At 75.5% G+C, this 19,232-nt stretch carries 13 protein-coding genes; 9 read left to right on the top strand and 4 right to left on the bottom strand.

Features of this window, described 5'->3' with window-relative positions; translation table 11 throughout:
- Window positions 1–70: 70 nt before the first annotated feature.
- Window positions 71–2,053 (bottom strand): S9 family peptidase, encoded by a 1,983-nt coding sequence (locus tag G1H19_RS19570; protein WP_235928451.1) that lies wholly within the window; start codon window positions 2,051–2,053, stop codon window positions 71–73.
- A gap of 305 nt (window positions 2,054–2,358) precedes the next feature.
- Between G1H19_RS19570 and G1H19_RS19565 the strand changes: the two genes are divergently transcribed.
- The 6 genes from G1H19_RS19565 to G1H19_RS19540 all read left to right on the top strand — a co-directional run bounded on the left by G1H19_RS19565 (window position 2,359) and on the right by G1H19_RS19540 (window position 9,811).
- Window positions 2,359–4,731: a DNA translocase FtsK gene (locus tag G1H19_RS19565; RefSeq protein WP_235928453.1), complete on the top strand. Its 2,373-nt coding sequence runs from the start codon at window positions 2,359–2,361 to the stop codon at window positions 4,729–4,731.
- A 280-nt stretch (window positions 4,732–5,011) separates the two neighbouring features.
- Window positions 5,012–6,508 carry a 30S ribosomal protein S12 methylthiotransferase RimO gene (rimO, locus tag G1H19_RS19560; RefSeq protein ID WP_235928463.1) on the top strand — a complete coding sequence of 499 codons (1,497 nt, stop codon included), beginning with the start codon at window positions 5,012–5,014 and terminating at the stop codon, window positions 6,506–6,508.
- Window positions 6,508–7,170: a CDP-diacylglycerol--glycerol-3-phosphate 3-phosphatidyltransferase gene (gene pgsA / locus G1H19_RS19555; protein ID WP_152727244.1), complete on the top strand. Its 663-nt coding sequence runs from the start codon at window positions 6,508–6,510 to the stop codon at window positions 7,168–7,170. Before rimO ends, pgsA begins: the two co-directional genes overlap by 1 nt.
- A 4-nt stretch (window positions 7,171–7,174) precedes the next feature.
- Complete coding sequence (locus tag G1H19_RS19550; protein ID WP_235928464.1) at window positions 7,175–7,765, top strand: CinA family protein; 591 nt, start codon at window positions 7,175–7,177, stop codon at window positions 7,763–7,765.
- A gap of 139 nt (window positions 7,766–7,904) precedes the next feature.
- Window positions 7,905–8,360, top strand: a complete 456-nt coding sequence (locus G1H19_RS24730) for a helix-turn-helix domain-containing protein (RefSeq protein ID WP_235909167.1) — start codon at window positions 7,905–7,907, stop codon at window positions 8,358–8,360.
- A 125-nt stretch (window positions 8,361–8,485) separates the two neighbouring features.
- The gene (locus tag G1H19_RS19540) at window positions 8,486–9,811 is read left to right on the top strand and encodes a DUF4032 domain-containing protein (protein ID WP_162393653.1); all 1,326 of its coding nucleotides are present in this window, start codon (window positions 8,486–8,488) and stop codon (window positions 9,809–9,811) included.
- A 34-nt stretch (window positions 9,812–9,845) separates the two neighbouring features.
- Here G1H19_RS19540 and G1H19_RS19535 read toward each other — a convergent pair whose 3' ends face one another.
- Window positions 9,846–10,829, bottom strand: a complete 984-nt coding sequence (locus G1H19_RS19535; RefSeq protein WP_152727245.1) for a carbohydrate kinase family protein — start codon at window positions 10,827–10,829, stop codon at window positions 9,846–9,848.
- Window positions 10,830–10,993: 164 nt separating this feature from the next.
- On the opposite strand from G1H19_RS19535, the gene G1H19_RS19530 reads away from it, so the two are divergent.
- Complete coding sequence (locus tag G1H19_RS19530) at window positions 10,994–11,830, top strand: PspA/IM30 family protein (protein WP_152727246.1); 837 nt, start codon at window positions 10,994–10,996, stop codon at window positions 11,828–11,830.
- Between the two features lie 158 nt (window positions 11,831–11,988).
- Here G1H19_RS19530 and G1H19_RS19525 read toward each other — a convergent pair whose 3' ends face one another.
- Window positions 11,989–12,837: a DNA-formamidopyrimidine glycosylase family protein gene (locus G1H19_RS19525; protein ID WP_162393654.1), complete on the bottom strand. Its 849-nt coding sequence runs from the start codon at window positions 12,835–12,837 to the stop codon at window positions 11,989–11,991.
- A gap of 95 nt (window positions 12,838–12,932) precedes the next feature.
- Here G1H19_RS19525 and G1H19_RS19520 point away from each other — a divergent pair, with 95 nt between their 5' ends.
- Both G1H19_RS19520 and G1H19_RS19515 read left to right on the top strand, forming a co-directional pair.
- A complete protein-coding gene (locus tag G1H19_RS19520) occupies window positions 12,933–13,547 on the top strand; it encodes an antibiotic biosynthesis monooxygenase (protein ID WP_235928466.1) in 615 nt (204 codons plus the stop codon).
- A 161-nt stretch (window positions 13,548–13,708) separates the two neighbouring features.
- On the top strand, window positions 13,709–14,452 hold the full coding sequence (locus tag G1H19_RS19515; RefSeq protein ID WP_202926032.1) for an aminoglycoside 3'-phosphotransferase: 744 nt from the start codon (window positions 13,709–13,711) through the stop codon (window positions 14,450–14,452).
- A 54-nt stretch (window positions 14,453–14,506) separates the two neighbouring features.
- Here G1H19_RS19515 and G1H19_RS19510 read toward each other — a convergent pair whose 3' ends face one another.
- Entirely contained in the window at window positions 14,507–19,147 is a 4,641-nt protein-coding gene (locus G1H19_RS19510; RefSeq protein ID WP_152727247.1) for an ATP-dependent helicase, read from the bottom strand.
- Between the last annotated feature and the right edge of the window lie 85 nt (window positions 19,148–19,232).

Genomic DNA, 19,232 nt, shown 5'->3' with positions numbered 1-19,232 from the left:
CGGAAGTGCGTACGTCGCCCGGCCACGGTCCGTTCACCGGCGTGACGGGTCGCACAGTGCGCGCGGTGGGTCAGCGCAGCGGGATCGGCTCGATCCCCTCGGCCGCCGGCAGGTCGAAGCCGAACACCTGGGCGTAGAAGGACAGCTCGCCGTCCAGGGCGGCCCGGATGTTCTCCGCCCGCCGGAAGCCGTGCTGCTCCCCGGGGAACAGCAGGTAGGCGTGCGGCACGCCGTTGGCGCGCAGCGCCGCCACCACCAGCTCGGCCTGCGCCGGGGGCACCACCCGGTCCTCCTCGCCCTGGAACACCGCCAGCGGGGTGTCCAGCGCCGCGATGTGCGTGATCGGCGAGCGCTCGGTGTAGACGTCGCGGCCCTCGGGCCACGGCGCGACCAAGCCGTCGAGGTAGCGGGACTCGAACTTGTGGGTGTCCTCGGCGAGGGCGGTCAGGTCCGCGACGCCGTAGAGGCTGGCACCAGCGGCGAACACCCCGGGCCGTGAGGTGAGCGCGGCGAGCACCGTGAAGCCACCGGCCGACCCGCCCCGGACCGCGCACCGGGCGGGGTCGACCCGGCCCTGCTCCGCCAGCCACCGCGCACAGGCCACCACGTCGGCCACGTCGGCCAGGCCCCAGCGACCCTGCAGGGCGTCCCGGTAGCGGCGGCCGTACCCGGTCGAGCCGCGGTAGTCGACGTCGGCGACGGTGAAACCGCGGGAGGTCCAGTACTGCACCGCGGTGCGCAGCGTCGCCTGCACGCCGGACGTCGGGCCGCCGTGCACCAGGACCAGCAGCGGGGGCAGGTGCCCGTCGACCGCCCGGACCCCGGGGTTGGTCGGTGGGTAGACCAGGGCGTGGGCCTCGCCGACGCCGCTGTCGTCGGGCTCGGTGGGGAAGGTGACGTGCTCCGGCCGGGACAGCCACGCCGGGTCCAGGCCCAGGTCGCGGGCCGGCCGCAGCACCTCCGCGGCACCAGTGCCCACCTCGACCCGCAGCACCACCGGCTCCGAGGTCGGCCCGGCGGCCACGCACACCACCGCGGTGCCGGCGGCGGTCAGCGAGCCGAACACGGCGTAGGGCAGGTCGAGATCGTGCAGCGTCCCGTCCGGCTCGCGCACCGTCAGCCGCTCGCCGTCGCCCGCGCGGCAGGGGACGACGACCCGGCCGTCGGGGAGCAGCGCCAGCCGGCTCTGGCCGAACACCCACTGCGGGCCGGCGATGTCGGTTCCGGCGTCCAGGACCAGCTCGACGTCGCCGCCCGGCCGCCAGCGGTAGAGCGCCCACACGTCGGTGCGGTCGGCGAAGAACCACAGGGTGCCCTCGTCGTCCCAGGTCGGCTGCACCACCGACTCGGCCCGGCCGCCCGAGCGGCCGCCGGCCACCACGTGCTCGCTGCCGTCGGCCAGCGAGCGCACCACCAGGGTGGCCGAGTCCCAGGGCATGTCGGGGTGCTCCCACTGCAGCCAGCACAGTCGCTGCCCGTCCGGGGACAGCCGCGGGTCGGAGACGAAGTCCGGCCCGGTGACCAGCACCTCGGTCGACCCGTCGGGTGCGACGCTCACGACCTCGTTCACGACGTCGGCCGCCGCACCGGTCGGGGAGTGCGTCTCCCGGACGGCGAGCACGCTGCCGTCGTCGCCCACGCGCAGGTCGGCGAACCGGACGCCGGCGGGCAGCTCGGGCTCGGCGGTCACCGCGACCGGCTCCGCACCCGCGTCCAGCCGGTGCAGCCGCTGGTCGGCGAAGGAGGTGAACCAGGCGACGCCGTCGCGCACCGTCCACGCGCCGCCGCCGTACTCGTGTACGCGGGTCCGGGCGTTCCACGGGGCCGGCAGGGCGTCGGTGACCGCGCCGTCGGGGGAGCGGCGCACCAGCACGGTGCGGCCGCCCTCGGCCGGACGGGACTCGGCCCACCACACGTCCGCCCCGTCCACGGCCACCTCGCCGAGCCCGGCCGCAGCGCGCACGACCAGCTCGGAGGTGATCGGGGTCGGCCAGCTGCCGTGGGGCAGCGCCGGCCGGTCGTCGGGGGACGGTGCGGGAGTCGATGCGGTCACGGTGTCGACCGTAGGTGGCGGACACGCTGCACCGCCTGCCCCATCGGCACCAGCTGCCCGGTTACCGTCGCTGCATGGCCTCTCGGACGACATCGTCGACAGGGTCGAACCGGTCGACGGGGTCGACGCGGTCGGCCTCGTCCGGTCGTGGTCCGGCGCAGGGCGGGGTCCGGGGGCAGGGAAGGGGTCAGGGCGGGGGCCGCGGCAAGGCCGGCAGCGGCCGGTCCGGTGCGACCGCGACCCGCAAGCGCGCCCCGGCCCGCAAGGGCACCGGCAGCACGCGGCGCCCGGCCCGCCAGCAGTCGGTGATCAGCACCGGCCTGTGGCGGGGCGCCAGCGGCGTCTGGTCGCTGCTGGCCCGCGGCGCCGGTGGGCTGGCCCGCTCAGTCGCCCCGCCGGCGGAGAACGAGCCGCTGGCCCCGGAGCACCGCCGCGACGGGGTCGGGCTCGCCGTCCTCGGCGTCGCGATCGTGCTCGGCGCCGCGGCCTGGACCACCGGCATCGGCCCGGTCGGCACCGGGCTGGCCACCGGCGTGGGCTGGGCGATCGGCTCGCTGGTGCTGGTGCTGCCCGTCGTCCTGCTGCTGGTCGCCGTCCGGCTGCTGCGGCACCCGCCGCGCCCGGAGGCGCGCGGCCGGCTGCTCATCGGCTGGACCTGCGTGCTCGCCGCCGTGCTCGGTACGGCGCACGTCGTCGGCGGCGGACCGGTCGAGGCGGGGGAGCGCGGCGGCGCCGGCGGGTTGTTCGGCTGGGCCGTCGGCACGCCGCTGACCGCGGGCCTCGGCGCGGTGGTCGCCGTCGCGCTGCTGGTGCTGCTGGCCGTCTTCGGCCTGCTCGTTGTCACCGCGACCCCCGTGCACCAGGTGCCCGAGCGGCTGCGCGGGTTCCTGGACCGCCTCGCCGGCCACGACCAGGACGACGAGGACTGGGAGGACGAGGACGACCACGACGAGCCCGTCGACGCCCTCCCGCCGCCGCGGCGCACCCCGCGCCGCAAGGCCAGCCTGGCCGACGACCTCACCGACACCGGTGTCGTGGACACCGGCGCGCTGGCCGAGGCGCCGCGGGCCGCCCTCGTCGAGCCCGTGGAGCCGGTCCCGGTGCCGGCGCCGGCGCGTCGCCCGGCGCCGGTCGACCGCACCGCGGCCCCCGAGCCGGACCTGCCGCCGATCACCGAGCCGGAGCAGCTGCAGATCCAGCCGGTGCCCGGCAACTACGTGCTGCCCTCGCTGAACGTGCTGCGGGCCGGCACGCCGCCCAAGGCCCGCTCGACGGCCAACGACGTCGCCATCGAGGCCATCGCCGGTGTGCTCGAGCAGTTCAACATCGACGCCGCGGTCACCAGCTTCACCCGCGGCCCCACGGTCACCCGCTACGAGATCGAGCTCGGCCCCGCGGTCAAGGTCGAGAAGATCACCGCGCTGACCCGCAACCTGGCCTACGCCGTCGCCAACGACAACATCCGCATCCTGGCCCCCATCCCGGGCAAGTCGGCGGTCGGCGTCGAGGTGCCCAACACCGACCGCGAGACGGTCAGCCTCGGCGACGTCATGCGGTCCTCGGTGGCCAAGCAGGACCCGCACCCGATGCTGGTCGGGCTGGGCAAGGACATCGAGGGCGGCTACGTCTGCGCCAACCTGGCGAAGATGCCGCACCTGCTGGTGGCCGGCGCGACCGGCGCCGGCAAGTCCAGCTGCATCAACTCGCTGCTGACCTCGCTGCTGCTGCGGGCCACCCCGGACCAGCTGCGGATGATCCTCATCGACCCGAAGATGGTCGAGCTCACGCCCTACGACGGCATCCCGCACCTGATCACGCCGATCATCACCGACCCCAAGAAGGCCGCCACCGCGCTGGCCTGGCTGGTCGAGGAGATGGAGCAGCGGTACCAGGACATGCGCGCCACCGGCGTGCGGCACATCGACGACTTCAACCGCAAGGTCGAGCGCGGGGAGATCGTGACCCCGCCCGGCAGCGAGCGCGTCTACACGCCCTACCCCTACATCCTCACCATCGTCGACGAGCTCGCCGACCTCATGATGGTCGCCCCGCGTGACGTCGAGGAGTCGATCGTCCGGATCACCCAGAAGGCCCGTGCCGCCGGCATCCACCTCGTGCTGGCCACCCAGCGCCCGTCGGTCGACGTCGTCACCGGCCTGATCAAGGCCAACGTGCCCTCCCGGCTGGCGTTCTCCACCTCCAGCCTGACCGACAGCCGGGTCATCCTGGACCAGCCCGGCGCGGAGAAGCTGATCGGCATGGGCGACGCCCTGTTCATGCCGATCGGCGCCGGCAAGCCCGTCCGCGTGCAGGGGGCCTACGTCTCCGACGCGGAGATCGAGGCCGTGGTCGAGTTCACCAAGAAGCAGGCCGAGCCGGAGTACCGCGAGGAGGTCTTCACCGCCGCGCCGGGGGAGAAGAAGGAGGTCGACGAGGACATCGGCGGCGACCTCGAGCTCCTCGTGCAGGCCATCGAGCTCGTGGTCACCAGCCAGTTCGGCTCGACGTCGATGCTGCAGCGCAAGCTGCGGGTCGGTTTCGCCAAGGCCGGCCGGCTGATGGACCTGATGGAGAGCCGGGGCATCGTCGGGCCGTCGGAGGGCTCGAAGGCGCGCGACGTCATGGTCAAGCCCGACGAGCTGGAGGCCATCTTCCTGACCCTCCGCGGCGGCGACTGAGAGAAGGACCCCGCTGCCCCCCACGACTCGCAGGCTCGCCGCGGGCCCCTGCAGCGGGGCCTGACCACTGCCGGTACGATGCGCAGGCTCGCCGCGGGCCCCTGCAGCGGGGCCTGACCACTGCCAGTGCGATCCGCAGGCTCGCCGCGGCCCCCTGCAGCGGGGCCTGACCACTGCCGGTGCGATCCGCAGGCTCGCCGCGGGCCCCTGCGGCGGGGCCGGAGTGCAGCGGACCGGTGTTCTGACTAGCAGGGTCCTGCTCGGTGACTAGAGTGAAGCGGTGACAGCTCCGCCCCGCACCGACGTCGTGCTCCCCGACCGGCCGGGCGGGCGACGCGTCGCGATGGTGACCCTGGGGTGCGCCCGCAACGAGGTCGACTCCGAGGAGCTGGCCGGCCGCCTCGCCGCCGACGGGTACCAGCTCGTCGAGGACGCCGCCGACGCGGACGCCGTGCTGGTCAACACCTGCGGCTTCATCGAGAGCGCCAAGAAGGACTCGGTCGACGCCATCCTCGCCGCCACCGACTCCGGCGCCCAGGTCGTCGCCGTCGGGTGCATGGCCGAGCGGTACGGCTCCGAGCTCGCCGGCGCGCTGCCCGAGGCCACCGTGCTGGGCTTCGACGACTACGCCGCCGTGGGCGACCGGCTGGACGACGTCCTCGCCGGGCGGCCGCTGGTGCCGCACACCCCGCGCGACCGCCGCACGCTGCTGCCGATCAGCCCGGTCGAGCGCACCGCCGCCCTCACCGCCGACGCCGCGCCGGCGATCCCGGGCCACGACTGGCTGCGCCGCACCCGGCTGTCCTCGGGCCCCGTGGCGGCACTGAAGCTGGCGTCGGGCTGCGACCGGCGGTGTTCTTTCTGCGCCATCCCCACCTTCCGCGGCGCGTTCGTGTCCCGCACACCCGGTGAGGTGCTGGCCGAGGCCCAGTGGCTGGCCGGGCAGGGCGTGCGCGAGCTGGTGCTGGTCAGCGAGAACTCCACCTCCTACGGCAAGGACCTCGGTGACCTGCGGTCGCTGGAGAAGCTGCTGCCGCACCTGGCCGCCGTGGAGGGCATCGCCCGGGTGCGGGTGGCCTACCTGCAGCCCGCTGAGCTGCGGCCCGGCCTGCTGGAGGCCATCGCCGGCACGGAGGGCGTGTCGCCCTACTTCGACCTCAGCTTCCAGCACGCCTCCCCGACGCTGCTGCGCCGCATGCGCCGCTTCGGCGGCACCGAGGACTTCCTGCGGATCATCGAGCGGGCCCGGGAACTGGCGCCCGCAGCCGGCTTCCGCACCAACGTGATCGTCGGGTTCCCCGGCGAGACCGAGGACGACGTCGCCGAGCTGGAGCGGTTCCTCACCGAGGGCCGGCTGGACGCGGTGGGCGTCTTCGGCTACTCCGACGAGGAGGGCACCGAGGCCCTCGGCATGGCCGGCAAGCTGTCCCAGACCGAGATCGACGCCCGGGTCGCCCGGGTCACCGACCTCGTCGAGGAGCTGACCGCCCAGCGCGCCGAGGAGCGGATCGGCTCCCGGGTGGCGGTGCTGCTCACCGAGCGGGTCGGCCCGCACCCCGACGGCGGCGACGAGTGGGTGGGCCACGCCGAGCACCAGGACCCCGACTCCGACGGCACGACCACGGTCGGCGGGGTGCCGGACGGTGCGGTCGTCGGCCAGGTGGTCACCGCACAGGTCGTGGGCACCGAGGGCGTCGACCTGCTGGCGCACGTGGTGCCCGCCGCGACGGACGCGCCGTCCCCGGTGCTGGCCGGTGCGGTGAGGTCGGTGACCTGATGGGCCCCGTCGTCCCGGACCCGGTGGGCACGCCGCCGTCGACGGCGAAGCTGGTGAACCTGCCGAACGCGCTGACGACGCTGCGCGTGGCGGTGGTGCCGCTGTTCGCCTACCTGCTGCTCGTGGACGACGGGACCGACGAACGACAGCGCTACTGGGCGACGCTGGTCTTCGCCCTGGCGATCATCACCGACCGCTACGACGGGATGATCGCCCGCCGCACCAACCAGGTGACCGAGTTCGGCAAGATGGCCGACCCGATCGCCGACAAGGCCCTCACCGGCACCGCCCTCATCGGCCTGTCGATGCTCGGGCTGCTGCCCTGGTGGGTCACCGTCGCCATCATCGCCCGCGAGTTGTGGGTCACCGCTCTGAGGCTGTGGGTCATCCGGCACGGGGTGATCGCCAGCAGCCGCGGCGGCAAGCTCAAGACCGTGGCCCAGGCGCTGGCCATCGGGCTGTACCTGCTGCCGCTCACCGGGGTGCTGGCCTCGGCGCGCTGGTGGGTGATGGCCGTGGCACTGGTGCTCACCCTCGCGACCGGCGTCGACTACGTGTACCGCGCCCTCACCCTGCGCCGCACCAGCGCGCGCGCCATGCAGGCCGCCACGGAGCGCCGGGCCACCGGGCAGGCAGGCAGCCGCACGGACACGGCGGCCTGAGCCCGTGTCCTCAGCCGTCACGCCCGCGCCGGACCTGCCTCCCCGGTCGCCGTCCGAGCCGCCGTCCGAGCAGCCGCCTGCGCCGCCGCCCGAGGACCCACCGGCCCCGGCCGCCCAGTTGCACGCCGCGCTGCTCGAGCGCGGGCAGACCGTGGCGGTCGCCGAGTCGCTCACCGCCGGCCTGTTCTGCGCCACCCTCGCCGACGTCCCCGGGGCGAGTGCGACGCTGCGCGGGGGAGCGGTGGTCTACGCGACCGACCTGAAGACCGCCCTCGCCGGCGTGCCCGCCGAGCTGCTGGCCGCGAACGGCCCGGTGAGCCCGCAGACCGCGGCCGCACTGGCCGCGGGCATCCGGGTCATGTGCTCGGCCGACTGGGGGGTGGGCCTCACCGGCGTGGCCGGCCCGGACCCGGTGGACGGGCACGACCCCGGCCGGGTCTACGTGGGCGTCGCCGGCCCCGGGCAGGTGCTGGTGTGGCAGCTGGACCTCACCGGGGACCGGGCGGAGGTGCGCCGGCAGAGCGTGGTGCGGGCGATGCAGGCTCTCCTGGAGAGCCTGGGCGGTGGCCCCTCCACCGGGAACGCCGCGCCCTGATGTGCTGTTACGCCGTGAGCGGACGTCGTGTCACCGGGTCACCCCGGGCCCGGCAGGCCGCGTACCGTGGGGCCACGGCGCCCCGGGTCGTGAGTCCGGGTGCGTCGCCGCTTCTCAGCTGTTCGGACAGGAGACGGCCATGACGCTGCTGCGCACCCAGCTCGGAGACACCCTGCGCGGCCACCGCCTGCGCCAGCGCCGCACGCTGCGCGACGTGTCGGGTCGGGCGCGGGTCAGCCTCGGGTACCTGTCGGAGGTCGAGCGGGGCCAGAAGGAGGCCTCCTCCGAGCTGCTGGCCTCCATCTGCGACGCACTCGACGTCGAGCTGGCCGACCTGCTCGCCGAGGTCAGCCTCGAGCTGCGCACGGCCGCCCCGCGCCCCGCCGTCCGTCCGGTGCCCGCCGGGGCCGTGCGCCCCGCCGACGACGAGCCGGCCGAGGACGTCGACACCGAGGCGGCCACGCCGGAGCCGGCCCTGGCGCTCGTGGGCGCCGGTGGCCCCGCTCCCGCCACCAACAGCGCTGCCGGCCCGACGCTGGCGACCGCATCGCTGGCCGGTGCCGGGCGCCGCGGGGCGGTCTCGCTCGCCGCCTGACCGCGCGCCCGACGTCCCTGTCGGAGGAGCGGTCCGTCGCATCGCGCTCCGGTGGCGGGAGGTGCGAAGGTGTCGGGCGTCCCGGTCGTCGTCGACGACCCTCACCGCTCACCCTGGGGGTCCCGGTGCGGTACCTGTTCCGGCCACCCGCGGCCGAGGCCGCGACGCTGCTGAGCCTGCCCTGGGAGCAGCCGCTGGAGGAGTGGGACCCCGACCTGCTCATCGACGTGCCCCAGCGCGGCATCTCCCGGCACGTCGTCCGGTTCACCGCCAGCGAGGGCCGGGTGTACGCGCTGAAGGAGATCCCCGAGCCGCTGGCCCGCCGGGAGTACGCGCTGCTCACCGACTTCGAGTCCGAGGGCCTGCCGGCGGTCTCGGTGCTCGGCATCTGCGTGGACCGCCCGCACGCGCAGCAGGCGGTGCTCGTCACCCGGTACCTCGAGTACTCGATGTCCTACCGGTACCTGTTCTCCAGCCCGCGCTCGCTGCAGGCGGCCGGCCAGCTGATCGACACGCTGGTCGAGCTGCTGGTGCGGCTGCACCTGGCCGGCGTCTTCTGGGGCGACTGCTCGCTGTCCAACACGCTGTTCCGGCTGGACGCCGGGTCCTTCGCGGCCTACCTGGTCGACGCCGAGACCGCCGAGCGGCATCGCAGCCTCTCCCCGGGGCAGCGTGCCTACGACGTCGACCTGGCCCAGGAGCGGGTCGGCGGCGAGATGCTCGACCTCCAGTTCGGCAACCTGCTGCCCGAGGACATCGACCCGGTCGAGGTGGCCGCGGGTCTGCCCGGCCGATACGAGGCGCTGTGGGACGAGGTGACCCGCGAGGAGGTGTTCCGCCTGGACGAGCAGCGGTACCGCGTCGCCCAGCGGCTGCAGCGCCTCAACGACCTCGGCTTCGACGCCGGTGAGGTCGAGCTGATCACGTCGCCGGAGGGTGCCCGGTTGCGGGTGGACACGCAGGTCGCCGAGCCCGGGCACCACCGCCGCGAGCTGTTCCGGCTGACCGGCCTGGAGGTCCAGGAGAAGCAGGCGCGCCGGCTGCTCAACGACCTGCGCTCGTTCCGCGCCTACCTGGAGCAGAGCGGTGGGCGGCCGGTGCCCGAGAGCGTGGCCGGTCACCGCTGGCTGGCCGAGGTCTACCAGCCCGTGGTGGAGGCCGTACCGCCGGCGCTGGTGGGCCGGCTGGCCCCGGCCGAGGTGTTCCACGAGGTGCTGGAGCACCGCTGGTTCCTGTCCGAGCGGGCCGGCCGGGACGTCGGCACCACGGCCGCCGCACGGTCCTACTTCGACACCGTGCTGCCCGGTACGTCCCCGGAGCTGACCACACCGTCCGCGCTGGTGGACCGGGGCCGCGGGCAGATGGTTCCCGGCGTCGGGGCCGTCGGGGCACCGCGGGACGCCGGTGCGGCACCGGGCGGTCAGGTCCCGGTGGCACCCGACCCCCGGTGACCCGGCCGGCGCCGTGCCGGGCGTCGCGGAGGGGTCAGCCGGCGGTGCGTGCCTGCTCCAGCTCGGCGCGGGTCGGCGGGTCGGCGCCCACCCGCGTGCAGTTGAGCGCGGCCACCAGGACCGCGTCGTCCAGCACCCGGTGCAGCGTGTCGTCGTCGATCGACTCCAGGGCGGTCCGGCTGGTCACGCCCGCCTCGATCAGCCCGGTGAGGAGGCCGGCGGCCAGCGAGTCGCCGGCCCCGACGGTGTCCACGACCTGGACGGTGCGCATCGGCACGGTGAGCAGCGGTCGGCCGGGCCGGGCGACGCGCAGCGGGTCGCCGCCGTCGGTGACCAGCACCAGCGCCGGGCCGCGGTCGGCCCACGCGGTCGCCAGCTCGTCCAGGTCGGCGCCGGGCTCCAGCCAGGCGACGTCCTCGGCGCTGACCTTGACGACGTCGGCGCTGGCGACGAGGCGGTCCAGGCGGCGGCGCACGTCCTCGGCGGTGTTGCCGAAGCCCTCGGCCAGCATCGGGCGGATGTTGGGGTCCACGCTGACCAGCGCCGCCCCGGAGGTGTGCAGCCGCTCGGCGACCTCGGCGATCGCCTCGCACCCCGGCGCCGTCCAGCTGGAGATCGAGCCGACGTGCAGCACCTGGGTGTCGGCCGGCCACACCGAGGCGATCTCCTCGGCCGTCCACTGCCAGTCGGCGGCACCGACGACGTGGAAGCCGTAGTCGGCCGAGCCGTCCGGGCCCAGGCCCACCACGGCCAGCGACACCGGCTCGGGCGCGTCGACCATGCCGCTGACGTCCACGCCGGAGAGCTCGGCGTGCCGCCGCAGGTGGGGTGCCAGTGGCCCGCGGCCGACCCGGGCGAGCAGTGCGACCCGGGTGCCCAGCCGGCCGGCGGCCACCGCCACGTTGAGCGCGTTGCCCCCGGGGCGCGCCACGAAGTGCGGCGCCGTGCCCTCCGGGCCGGCTCCCGCCGCGGCGTCCGGGATGAGGTCGACGACGAGTTCTCCGAGCACACACAGCATCGTGCGAACGTATCGGTGGCGCGGGGAAGCCGCCACGGTGGCTGGACCGAGGGAGCACCTGGGACGATGGGGCCGACCACCACCCCCGCGCCGGCCGCGGGGGTGCTGAGCGGACAGACCTGCACCGCCACACCCGGCGGTCCACCGCCGGACCAGGAGGAACCATGGCCAACGTCTTCGTCAAGTTCTGGAAGTACCTCACCGCGTCCGCCAACCAGCAGCTGGACGAGCGTGCCGACCCGAAGGTGCAGATCGCGCAGGCGATCGAGGCCGAGCAGAACCGGCACCAGGCGCTGGCCAACCAGGCCGCCGCGGTGCTCGGCAACCAGCGTCAGCTGGAGATGCGGCTCAACCGCACCCTGGGCGAGGTCGAGCAGCTGCAGGCCTCGGCCCGCCAGGCGCTGACCCTGGCCGACAAGTCGCGCGCCGCGGGCGACGTCGGGAAGGCGACCGAGTACGAGAACGCCGCGCAGGCCTTCGCCACCCAGCTGGTCGCCGCCGAGCAGTCGATGGAGGACCTCAAGCGCAGCCACGACGAGGCGCTGCAGGCCGCCGAGCAGGCCAAGGGCGCGGTGGAGCAGAGCCGGATGCGGCTGCAGACCACCCTGGCCGAGCGCACCAAGCTGCTCTCCCAGCTGGAGCAGGCCAAGATGCAGGAGCAGGTGTCGGCGTCGCTGCGCTCGGTCAACGAGCTGTCCGCGCCGGGCAACACCCCGAACCTGGGCGACGTCCGGAACAAGATCGAGGCCCGCTACGCCAACGCGCTGGGCCAGGCCGAGCTCGCCCAGACCTCCGTCGAGGGCCGCATGCTCGAGGTGCAGAAGGCCACCCTGGACATCGCCGGCACCTCCCGGCTGGACCAGATCCGGGCCAGCATGGGCGGCGGTGCGCCGCAGGCCGTCGAGGGCACCCGCAGTGCCGGGGCCCTGGGTGCCGGTGCCGCCACCCCCGACCCGTCGGTCGCCCAGCCCGCCGAGCGCCCGGAGCAAGCCGGCGCCTGAGCAACCACCCCGCTCCCCCCCCCCCCGACTCGCAGCCTCGCCGCGGGACCCCGCAGCGGGGCCGTCGCCGGTGCAGTCAGAGCCGGTGATCATGGAGCTGCGTGAGTGACGCGCCGGCGTGGCGCTCACGCAGCCCCGTGATCGCGGTCGGGGGTGCGTCAGGTGGCGCGGCGGGCGGGGGTGCCGGGCCGGCCGGTGCGGGCGGCGGGGTCGGCCGGGACGGGTGTGGCCTGGCAGCGGGGGCACCACCAGGTCACCCGCTCCTGCAGGTCCGGGCCCTGGTCGCCGAGCAGGATGCGGGTCCGGCAGCGCCGGCAGGGGCGGCCCTGCCGGCCGAACACCCAGTGGTCCTGGCCGCGGCGCAGGTTGCCGGTGGTGCTCTGCTCCGGGTGGTCCCGGTTGGCGAGCATCAGCGTCCGTGCCCGTTGCACCAGCCCCGGCAGGTCGGGCACGTCGGCGACCCGCGCCCACGGGTTGACGCCGCAGAGGAACAGCGTCTCGACCTTGTAGAGGTTGCCGATGCCGGCCAGGTTGCGCTGGTCGAGCAGGGCGACGCCGACCTGCTCGTCGGGCCGGTCGCGCAGCCGGCGCAGCGCCTCCTCGGCGTCCCAGTCCGGGCCGAGCAGGTCCGGGCCCAGGTGGCCGACCAGGTCGCCCTCGGCCGAGGTGGGCACCAGCCGCAGGTCGTGCAGCCGGTAGCCCACGCAGTCCCACTCCCCGGTGCCCAGCACCGCCCGGACGTCGTGCCCGGGGCCGCCGCGCCACGGCGTGCCGGGGCGGTAGACGTGCCAGCTGCCGTCCATCCGGAAGTGGGTGCGCAGCGTGCGGCCGTCGGCGAGCCGGATCAGCATGTGCTTGCCGCGGGGCACGACCTCGCGCACCACCGCGCCGGTCAGGTCGGTGGCGGCCAGCTGCGGGACGCGCAGCTCGCCCCGGCTGAGCGTGGCACCGTGCAGGACGGTGTCCATCCGCTTTGCCGCCAGCCACACGGTGTCTCCCTCGGGCACGACGCCGATGATCCCCGGTGCAGGCGCCGCGCGCCGGGCGTGTGAGACCGCTGACACCCGGAACGCGCCGGGGCCTGCCGGCGCTGGAGCCGGTCGTGACGCGAGCGACGACGAACCGACACCGGCCGGGCCGGACCGTGGGCGACCGCACCTCCGCGGGCACCACCCAGCCGGTGACGGTGACCGCGGCCCGCGTGGTGTCCCCGGGGCACACGTCGGAGTTCGAGCGGTGGGCCGGGCAGATGCAGCAGCTGGTCGCTCGGTTCCCCGGTCACCTGGGCAGCTCGCTGCTGCGGCCCGGACCGGGCGGCAACGAGTACCACCTGGTCTACCGGTTCACCGATGCCGCGGCGCTGGAGGCCTGGGAGCGCTCGCCGGAGCGCGCCGAGGCCGTCGCCGGAGTGCAGGCACTGGTCGAGGACGAGCGGTATGCCCGCGCCGACGGGCTGGACTCGTTCTTCACGGTGCCGCCCCGGTCGGGCCCGAGGTGGCGGATGACCGCGCTGACGGTCGTTGCGGTGTTCGCGCTGAGCGCGGTGTTCCAGCTGATGGCCGGGCCGCTGGTCGGGGACTGGCCGTGGCCGCTGCGCAGCCTGCTGTCGGCGGTGTTCATCGTCGTGTCGCTCGGCTACGTGGTCATGCCGCGGCTGACCCGCTGGGCGGGACGCTGGTTGCGCCCCGCCGAGCGGTCCCACCCGACGGCTCGCTGATCCGGCGGCGGTCCTGGGCGGCGCACCGACCAGGATCCGGGCGGCGCGACCGCGGCACGCTCGGGTCGGCAGGCCGGCGCCCGCGTCGCCGTGCCGGCCGGTGGCACGATGTCGACGTGATCGCCGGCCGCCCACGTGATCCGGTGGAGGTGCCGGCCGCTGTGGCCGGGCTCGCGAACGCGCCGCTGGTCCCTGTGTGGCGCAACGAGCTCGGTGGGCTGACCTGGCAGCTCGGGGACGGTCCCGCCCGCCGGTTCGTGAAGTGGAGTCCGGCCGGCACCGGACCGGGCCTGGGCCGCGAGGCGGTCCGGCTGCGCTGGGCCGCGCGGTACAGCCCGGTGCCCACCGTCCTGGCGAGCGGTGCCGACGTCGACGGTGAGTGGATGGTGACCGCCGGACTGCCCGGCCGGAGCGCGGTGGACCCACGGTGGCTGGGTGACCCGCGTCCGGCGGTCCGGGCGGTCGGGGCCGGGCTGCGGGCGTTGCACGACGCCCTGCCGGTCAGTGGCTGCCCGTTCACGTGGTCGGCGCCGCACCGTGTGGCCCTCGCGCGCGACCGGGCTCGCACGTCGGCGCGGCCCGGAGCCCCGGAGCACGCCGACCTGTCGGCCGCCGAGGTGCTGGCCCGCCTGGACGACGTCCCTGACGTCGACCAGCTCGTGGTCTGTCACGGCGACGCGTGCGCACCCAACACGCTGCTCACCGACGACGGGGCCTGGACCGGTCATGTCGACCTGGGGGGCATGGGGGTCGCCGACCGGTGGGCCGACCTGGCCGTGGCCACGTGGAGCACGCAGTGGAACTTCGGTCACGGCTGGGAGGAGCCGCTGCTGGAGGCCTACGGGATCGCGCCGGACCCGGTTCGCACGGCGTACTACCGGCTGCTCTGGGACGCCGGGCCGTGAGCACCGACCGCCGGCCGCCCGGACACCTGGCACCGGGCCACGGCCGTCGACCGATCAGCTGCGCAGGCGCAGCCCGCGGGGTGTGGCGCTGAACCCGGCGGCCTGCAGCGCGGCCGACAGGGGCGTGCTCTCGTGCACCGAGGCGCCGTCGGCCTTCTGCACCACCATCCGGCCGAGCGCCCCGGCTGCCGCCGCGGTGGACAGCGCGGTGGCGGCCTCCTTGAGCGTGGTCTCGTCCTCCGTCCAGGACAGCAGCGTCTTGCCGCCGCGCTCGACGTAGAGCACCAGCTGACCGTCGACCAGGACCACGAGGGCGCCGGCCTTGCGCCCGGCGCGGTGCCCGGCCGGCCCCTTGCGGCGGCCGGTGCCCTCCCCGATGTCCACGGCGCTCGCTGACCCGGCCGGCTCGTCGACCGGGTCGGCGTCGGCGCCGCCGGCTGCCCGGTCGGGCCAGGGCAGGGCAGCGCCGTAGACGTTGGCCGGGTCGGTGGCGGCGAGCACCACGGGGCCGGTGGGCGTGCGGTCGGGGCTGGCGAAGCTGCGGAGCCGGTCGATGGCGCCCACGGTGCCGAACTGGGCGGCGCCCAGGGTCTCCACGAAGTAGCCGCGCCGGGCCCGGCCGTTCTCCTCGTAGGCACGCAGCACCGGGTAGACCGCGGAGAACCCGCCGACCACCTGCTCGGCCATCACCGCGCCACGGGTCAGCACCCCGTGCCGCTCCAGCAGGGCCTCGGTGCGGGACGTGGTGCGCTTCGTGGCCCCCGCCCGGTCACCGCCCTCCAGGTCGGGCAGCCGGGACCAGCGCCCGGCCACCATCGGCGGCCCGGTGCGCGAGGGCATCGCCGGGCGCCCCAGCCGGGTGCGGCCGTAGCGGGTGCGGTCCAGCCGGGCCCGGGGCGGAGCCGCCTGCTTCTTGTGCGTGCCGCCGCCGGAGAGCCGGGCCCGCAGCGGGGCGAGGGTGTCGTTGGTCAGCCGGCCGGCCCAGACGAGGTCCCAGACCACCTCGGCGAAGGCCTGGTCGTCGGTCGCGCCGACCCGGTCGGACAGGCCGCGGAAGAACAGCGCCTGACCGCCGGCCAGCTGCTCGAGCACCAGCGAGGCGATCCCGCCCTCGTCCTGGGCGCCGGCCGGCGGCTCGGGCAGCAGCACCGGCGCCAGGTCGGCCGGGACCAGGGTGAGCCAGCCGTCGCCGCCGGACAGCCCGCCCGCGCCGGCCCACAGCACCTCGCCGGCGCTGGTCAGCTCGTCGAGCATGGCCGGCTGGTAGTCCCGGACCCGGGACGGCAGCACCAGCGTCTCCAGCGCGCTGGCGGGCACCAGGGCGCCGGCCAGCTGCTCGACGACGGCCAGCACGCCGTCCACGCCGCGCAGCCGGCCGCCGACCGACTGCCAGGACGGCGTGAACCGGGCCAGCGTGTCGATCGGCACCGGCTCCACCTCCTGGCGGAGCTTGGCCAGGCTGCGCCGGCGGATCGACCGCAGCACCTCCGCGTCGCACCACTCCTGGCCGGTGCCGCCGGGGCGGAACTCCCCGGTGACCAGCCGGCCGGTGCCCACCAGCCGCTGCAGCGTGGCGGCGACCACGGCGATGCCCAGCCCGAGCCGGGTGGCGACCTCCGCGGGCACGAACGGCCCGTGCGTGCGGGCATACCGGCCGACCAGGTCACCCAGCGGGTCGCCGACCGGCTCGGTGAACACCTCCGGCACGCCCACGGGCAGCGCCGTGCCCAGGGCGTCGCGCAGCCGGCCGGCGTCCTCGATGGCCACGTGCCGGGACTCCCCGGCGATCCGCACCACCAGCGCGCGGCGGGAGGCGACCAGCTCGTCCAGCCACTCCTGCGGCACCCCGCGGGCCGCGGCCTCGGCCGGGGTCAGGTCGCCGATCACCCGCAGCACGTCCGCCCCGCCGTCCATGTCGCGGGGGTGGCGCACGGTGGGCAGCCGCTGCAGCTCGGCCTCGATCTCGGCCAGCGCCTCGGCGTCCAGCAGCTCGCGCAGCTCGGAGCGGCCCAGCAGCTCGGCGAGCAGCCCGGTGTCCAGGGCCAGCGCCTGCGCCCGGCGCTCGGCCAGCGGCGCGTCGCCCTCGTAGATGAACTGCCCGACGTAGCCGAACAGCAGCGACTGGGCGAACGGGGAGGCGCTCTGCGTCTGCACGTCGGCCACCCGCACCCGCCGGGCGCGCACGTCGCGCATCAGCTCGACGAGGCCCGGCACGTCGTAGACGTCCTGCAGCACCTCCCGCACCGCCTCCAGGGTGATCGGGAAGGAGGAGAACTCGCTGGCCACCGCCAGCAGCTGCGCCGCCCGCTGCCGCTGCTGCCACAGCGGGGTGCGCCGCCGGGGGTCGCGGCGGGGCAGCAGCAGCGCCCGCGCGGCGCACTCCCGGAAGCGGCTGGCGAACAGGGCGGAGTTGCCGACCTCGGCGGTGACGTCGCGCTCCACGTCGTCCGGGTCGAGGATCGCCAGGTCGGCCTCGGGTGCCTCGCCGGTGGTGTCCGGCAGGCGCAGCACGATGCCGTCGTCGGAGTGCATGGAGGCGACGTCGACCCCGTAGCGCTCGCGCAGCCGGGCGGCGAGCACCAGCGCCCACGGCGCGTTGACCTGGGCGCCGAAGGGGGAGTGCACGACCAGCCGCCAGTCGCCCAGCTCGTCCCGGAACCGCTCGACCAGCAGGGTGCGGTCGTCGGGCAGGTGGCCGGTGGCCGCCTTCTGCTCGGTCAGGTAGGCGAGCAGGTTGGCCGCGCCCCACTCGTCCAGGCCGGCCGCGCGGGCCCGCTCCAACCCGGCCTCGGGGGTGGCCGAACCGACCTCGCGCAGGAAGGCGCCGAGCGCCCGGCCGAGCTCCAGCGGGCGGCCCAGGCTGTCGCCGTGCCAGAACGGCATCTTGCCGGGCTGACCCGGCGCCGGGGTGACCAGCACGCGGTCGTGGGTGATCTCCTCGATCCGCCAGGAGGACGAGCCCAGCAGGAAGACGTCGCCCACCCGGGACTCGTAGACCATCTCCTCGTCGAGCTCACCGACGCGGCGCCCGCCGCCGTCGCTCCCGCCCGAGACGATGAAGACGCCGAACAGCCCGCGGTCGGGGATGGTGCCGCCGCTGGTGACCGCCAGCCGCTGGGCCCCGTTGCGGGCGGTGAGGGTGTCGGTGACCCGGTCCCAGGTCAGCCGGGGCCGCAGCTCGGCGAACGCGTCGGAGGGGTAGCGGCCGGCCAGCATGTCCAGCACGGCGTGCAGCGCGGTGTCCGGCAGGCCGGCGAACGCCGCCGACCGGCGCAGCACGGCCGCGACGTCCTCGACGGTGCGGGGCCGCTCGGAGACCATCGCCACGAGCTGCTGGGCCAGCACGTCGAGCGGGTTGCGCAGGTAGCGCAGCGACTCGATGGCGCCGGCCTTCATCCGCTCGGCGACCACCGCGCTCTGCACCAGGTCGCCGCGGAACTTCGGGAACAGCACCCCGCGGCTGACGGCACCCACCTGGTGCCCGGCGCGGCCCACCCGCTGCAGGCCGGCGGCCACCGTGGGCGGGGACTCGACCTGCACGACCAGGTCGACCGCGCCCATGTCGATGCCCAGCTCCAGCGACGATGTGGCGACCACCGCCGGCAGCCGGCCGGACTTCAGCGCCTCCTCGACGACGGCGCGCTGCTCCCGGGACACCGACCCGTGGTGCGCGGAGGCCACCGGCTGGAAGTCCGACGGGGTGCCGCCCCCGGCGCCGGCCTGGGCCATCAGCTGGGCGGGGGTGGAGCCGGGGGGCACCGGCTCCCCGGTGGCCCGCTCGTAGGCCAGCTCGTTGAGCCGGCTGGTGAGCCGCTCGGCCAGCCGCCGGGAGTTGGCGAACACGATGGTGCTGCGGTGCGCCTGGACGAGGTCGAGCACCCGCTCCTCGACCGCCGGCCAGATCGAGCTGCGCGGCTGGGCGCCGGCGGCCGAGCCCTCCAGCTCACCGGTGGGCTGGCCGAGGGAGCTCATGTCCTCGACCGGGACGACGACCGACAGGTCCCACTGCTTGGTCGACGGCGGGGAGACCACCTGCACGGGCCGCCCGCCGGCGAGGAAGGTGGCCACCTCCTCGATCGGGCGCACCGTGGCCGAGAGCCCGATCCGCTGCGCCGGGCGCTCCAGCAGCTCGTCGAGCCGGTCGAGCGAGACGGCCATGTGCGCGCCGCGCTTGCTGCCGCAGACGGCGTGCACCTCGTCGATGATCACCGTCTCCACGCCGCGCAGCGACTCCCGAGCCTGGCTGGTGAGCAGCAGGAACAGCGACTCGGGCGTGGTGATCAGGATGTCCGGGGGCCGGCGGGCGAAGGCGCGCCGCTCGTCGGCCGGGGTGTCGCCGGAGCGGATGCCCACCTGGATCTCCGGCCGCGGCAGGCCCAGCCGGGCCGCGGCCTGCCCGATGCCGGTCAGCGGGGCCCGCAGGTTGCGCTCGACGTCGACGGCCAGGGCCTTGAGCGGGGACACGTAGAGCACCCGGCAGCGGGTCTGCACCTCGGCCGGGGGGGACGCGGCCAGCCGGTCCAGCGACCACAGGAACGCCGCCAGCGTCTTGCCCGAGCCGGTGGGCGCCACGACCAGCGCGTGCTGGCCGCTGCTGATCGCGTCCCAGGCGCCCTCCTGCGCCGCCGTGGGCCGGTCGAACGCGCCGGTGAACCACGCCTGCGTGGGCGCGGAGAACCGGTCGAGGGCGGACATGGGACCCAGTGTCCACAGCCCACCGACAGTTCGCTGGAGACCGCCGTCCCGGACGGTAGCGGTCAGCGCTGACCGTGGGCCATCA

This window comes from Goekera deserti, assembly GCF_010685995.1.
Lineage (GTDB): Bacteria > Actinomycetota > Actinomycetes > Mycobacteriales > Geodermatophilaceae > Goekera > Goekera deserti.
Note: the sequence above shows the minus strand (reverse complement) of the source record. Positions and strands in the feature narration are given on the sequence as shown.

Excerpts from the sequence above, each read along its gene's own strand:
- G1H19_RS19530 (WP_152727246.1), top strand. The coding sequence starts at position 10,994 with ATGGCCAACGTCTTCGTCAAGTTCTGGAAGTACCTCACCGCGTCCGCC.
- G1H19_RS19535 (WP_152727245.1), bottom strand. The coding sequence starts at position 10,829 with ATGCTGTGTGTGCTCGGAGAACTCGTCGTCGACCTCATCCCGGACGCC.
- pgsA (WP_152727244.1), top strand. The coding sequence starts at position 6,508 with ATGGGCCCCGTCGTCCCGGACCCGGTGGGCACGCCGCCGTCGACGGCG.
- G1H19_RS24730 (WP_235909167.1), top strand. The coding sequence starts at position 7,905 with ATGACGCTGCTGCGCACCCAGCTCGGAGACACCCTGCGCGGCCACCGC.
- G1H19_RS19510 (WP_152727247.1), bottom strand. The coding sequence starts at position 19,147 with ATGTCCGCCCTCGACCGGTTCTCCGCGCCCACGCAGGCGTGGTTCACC.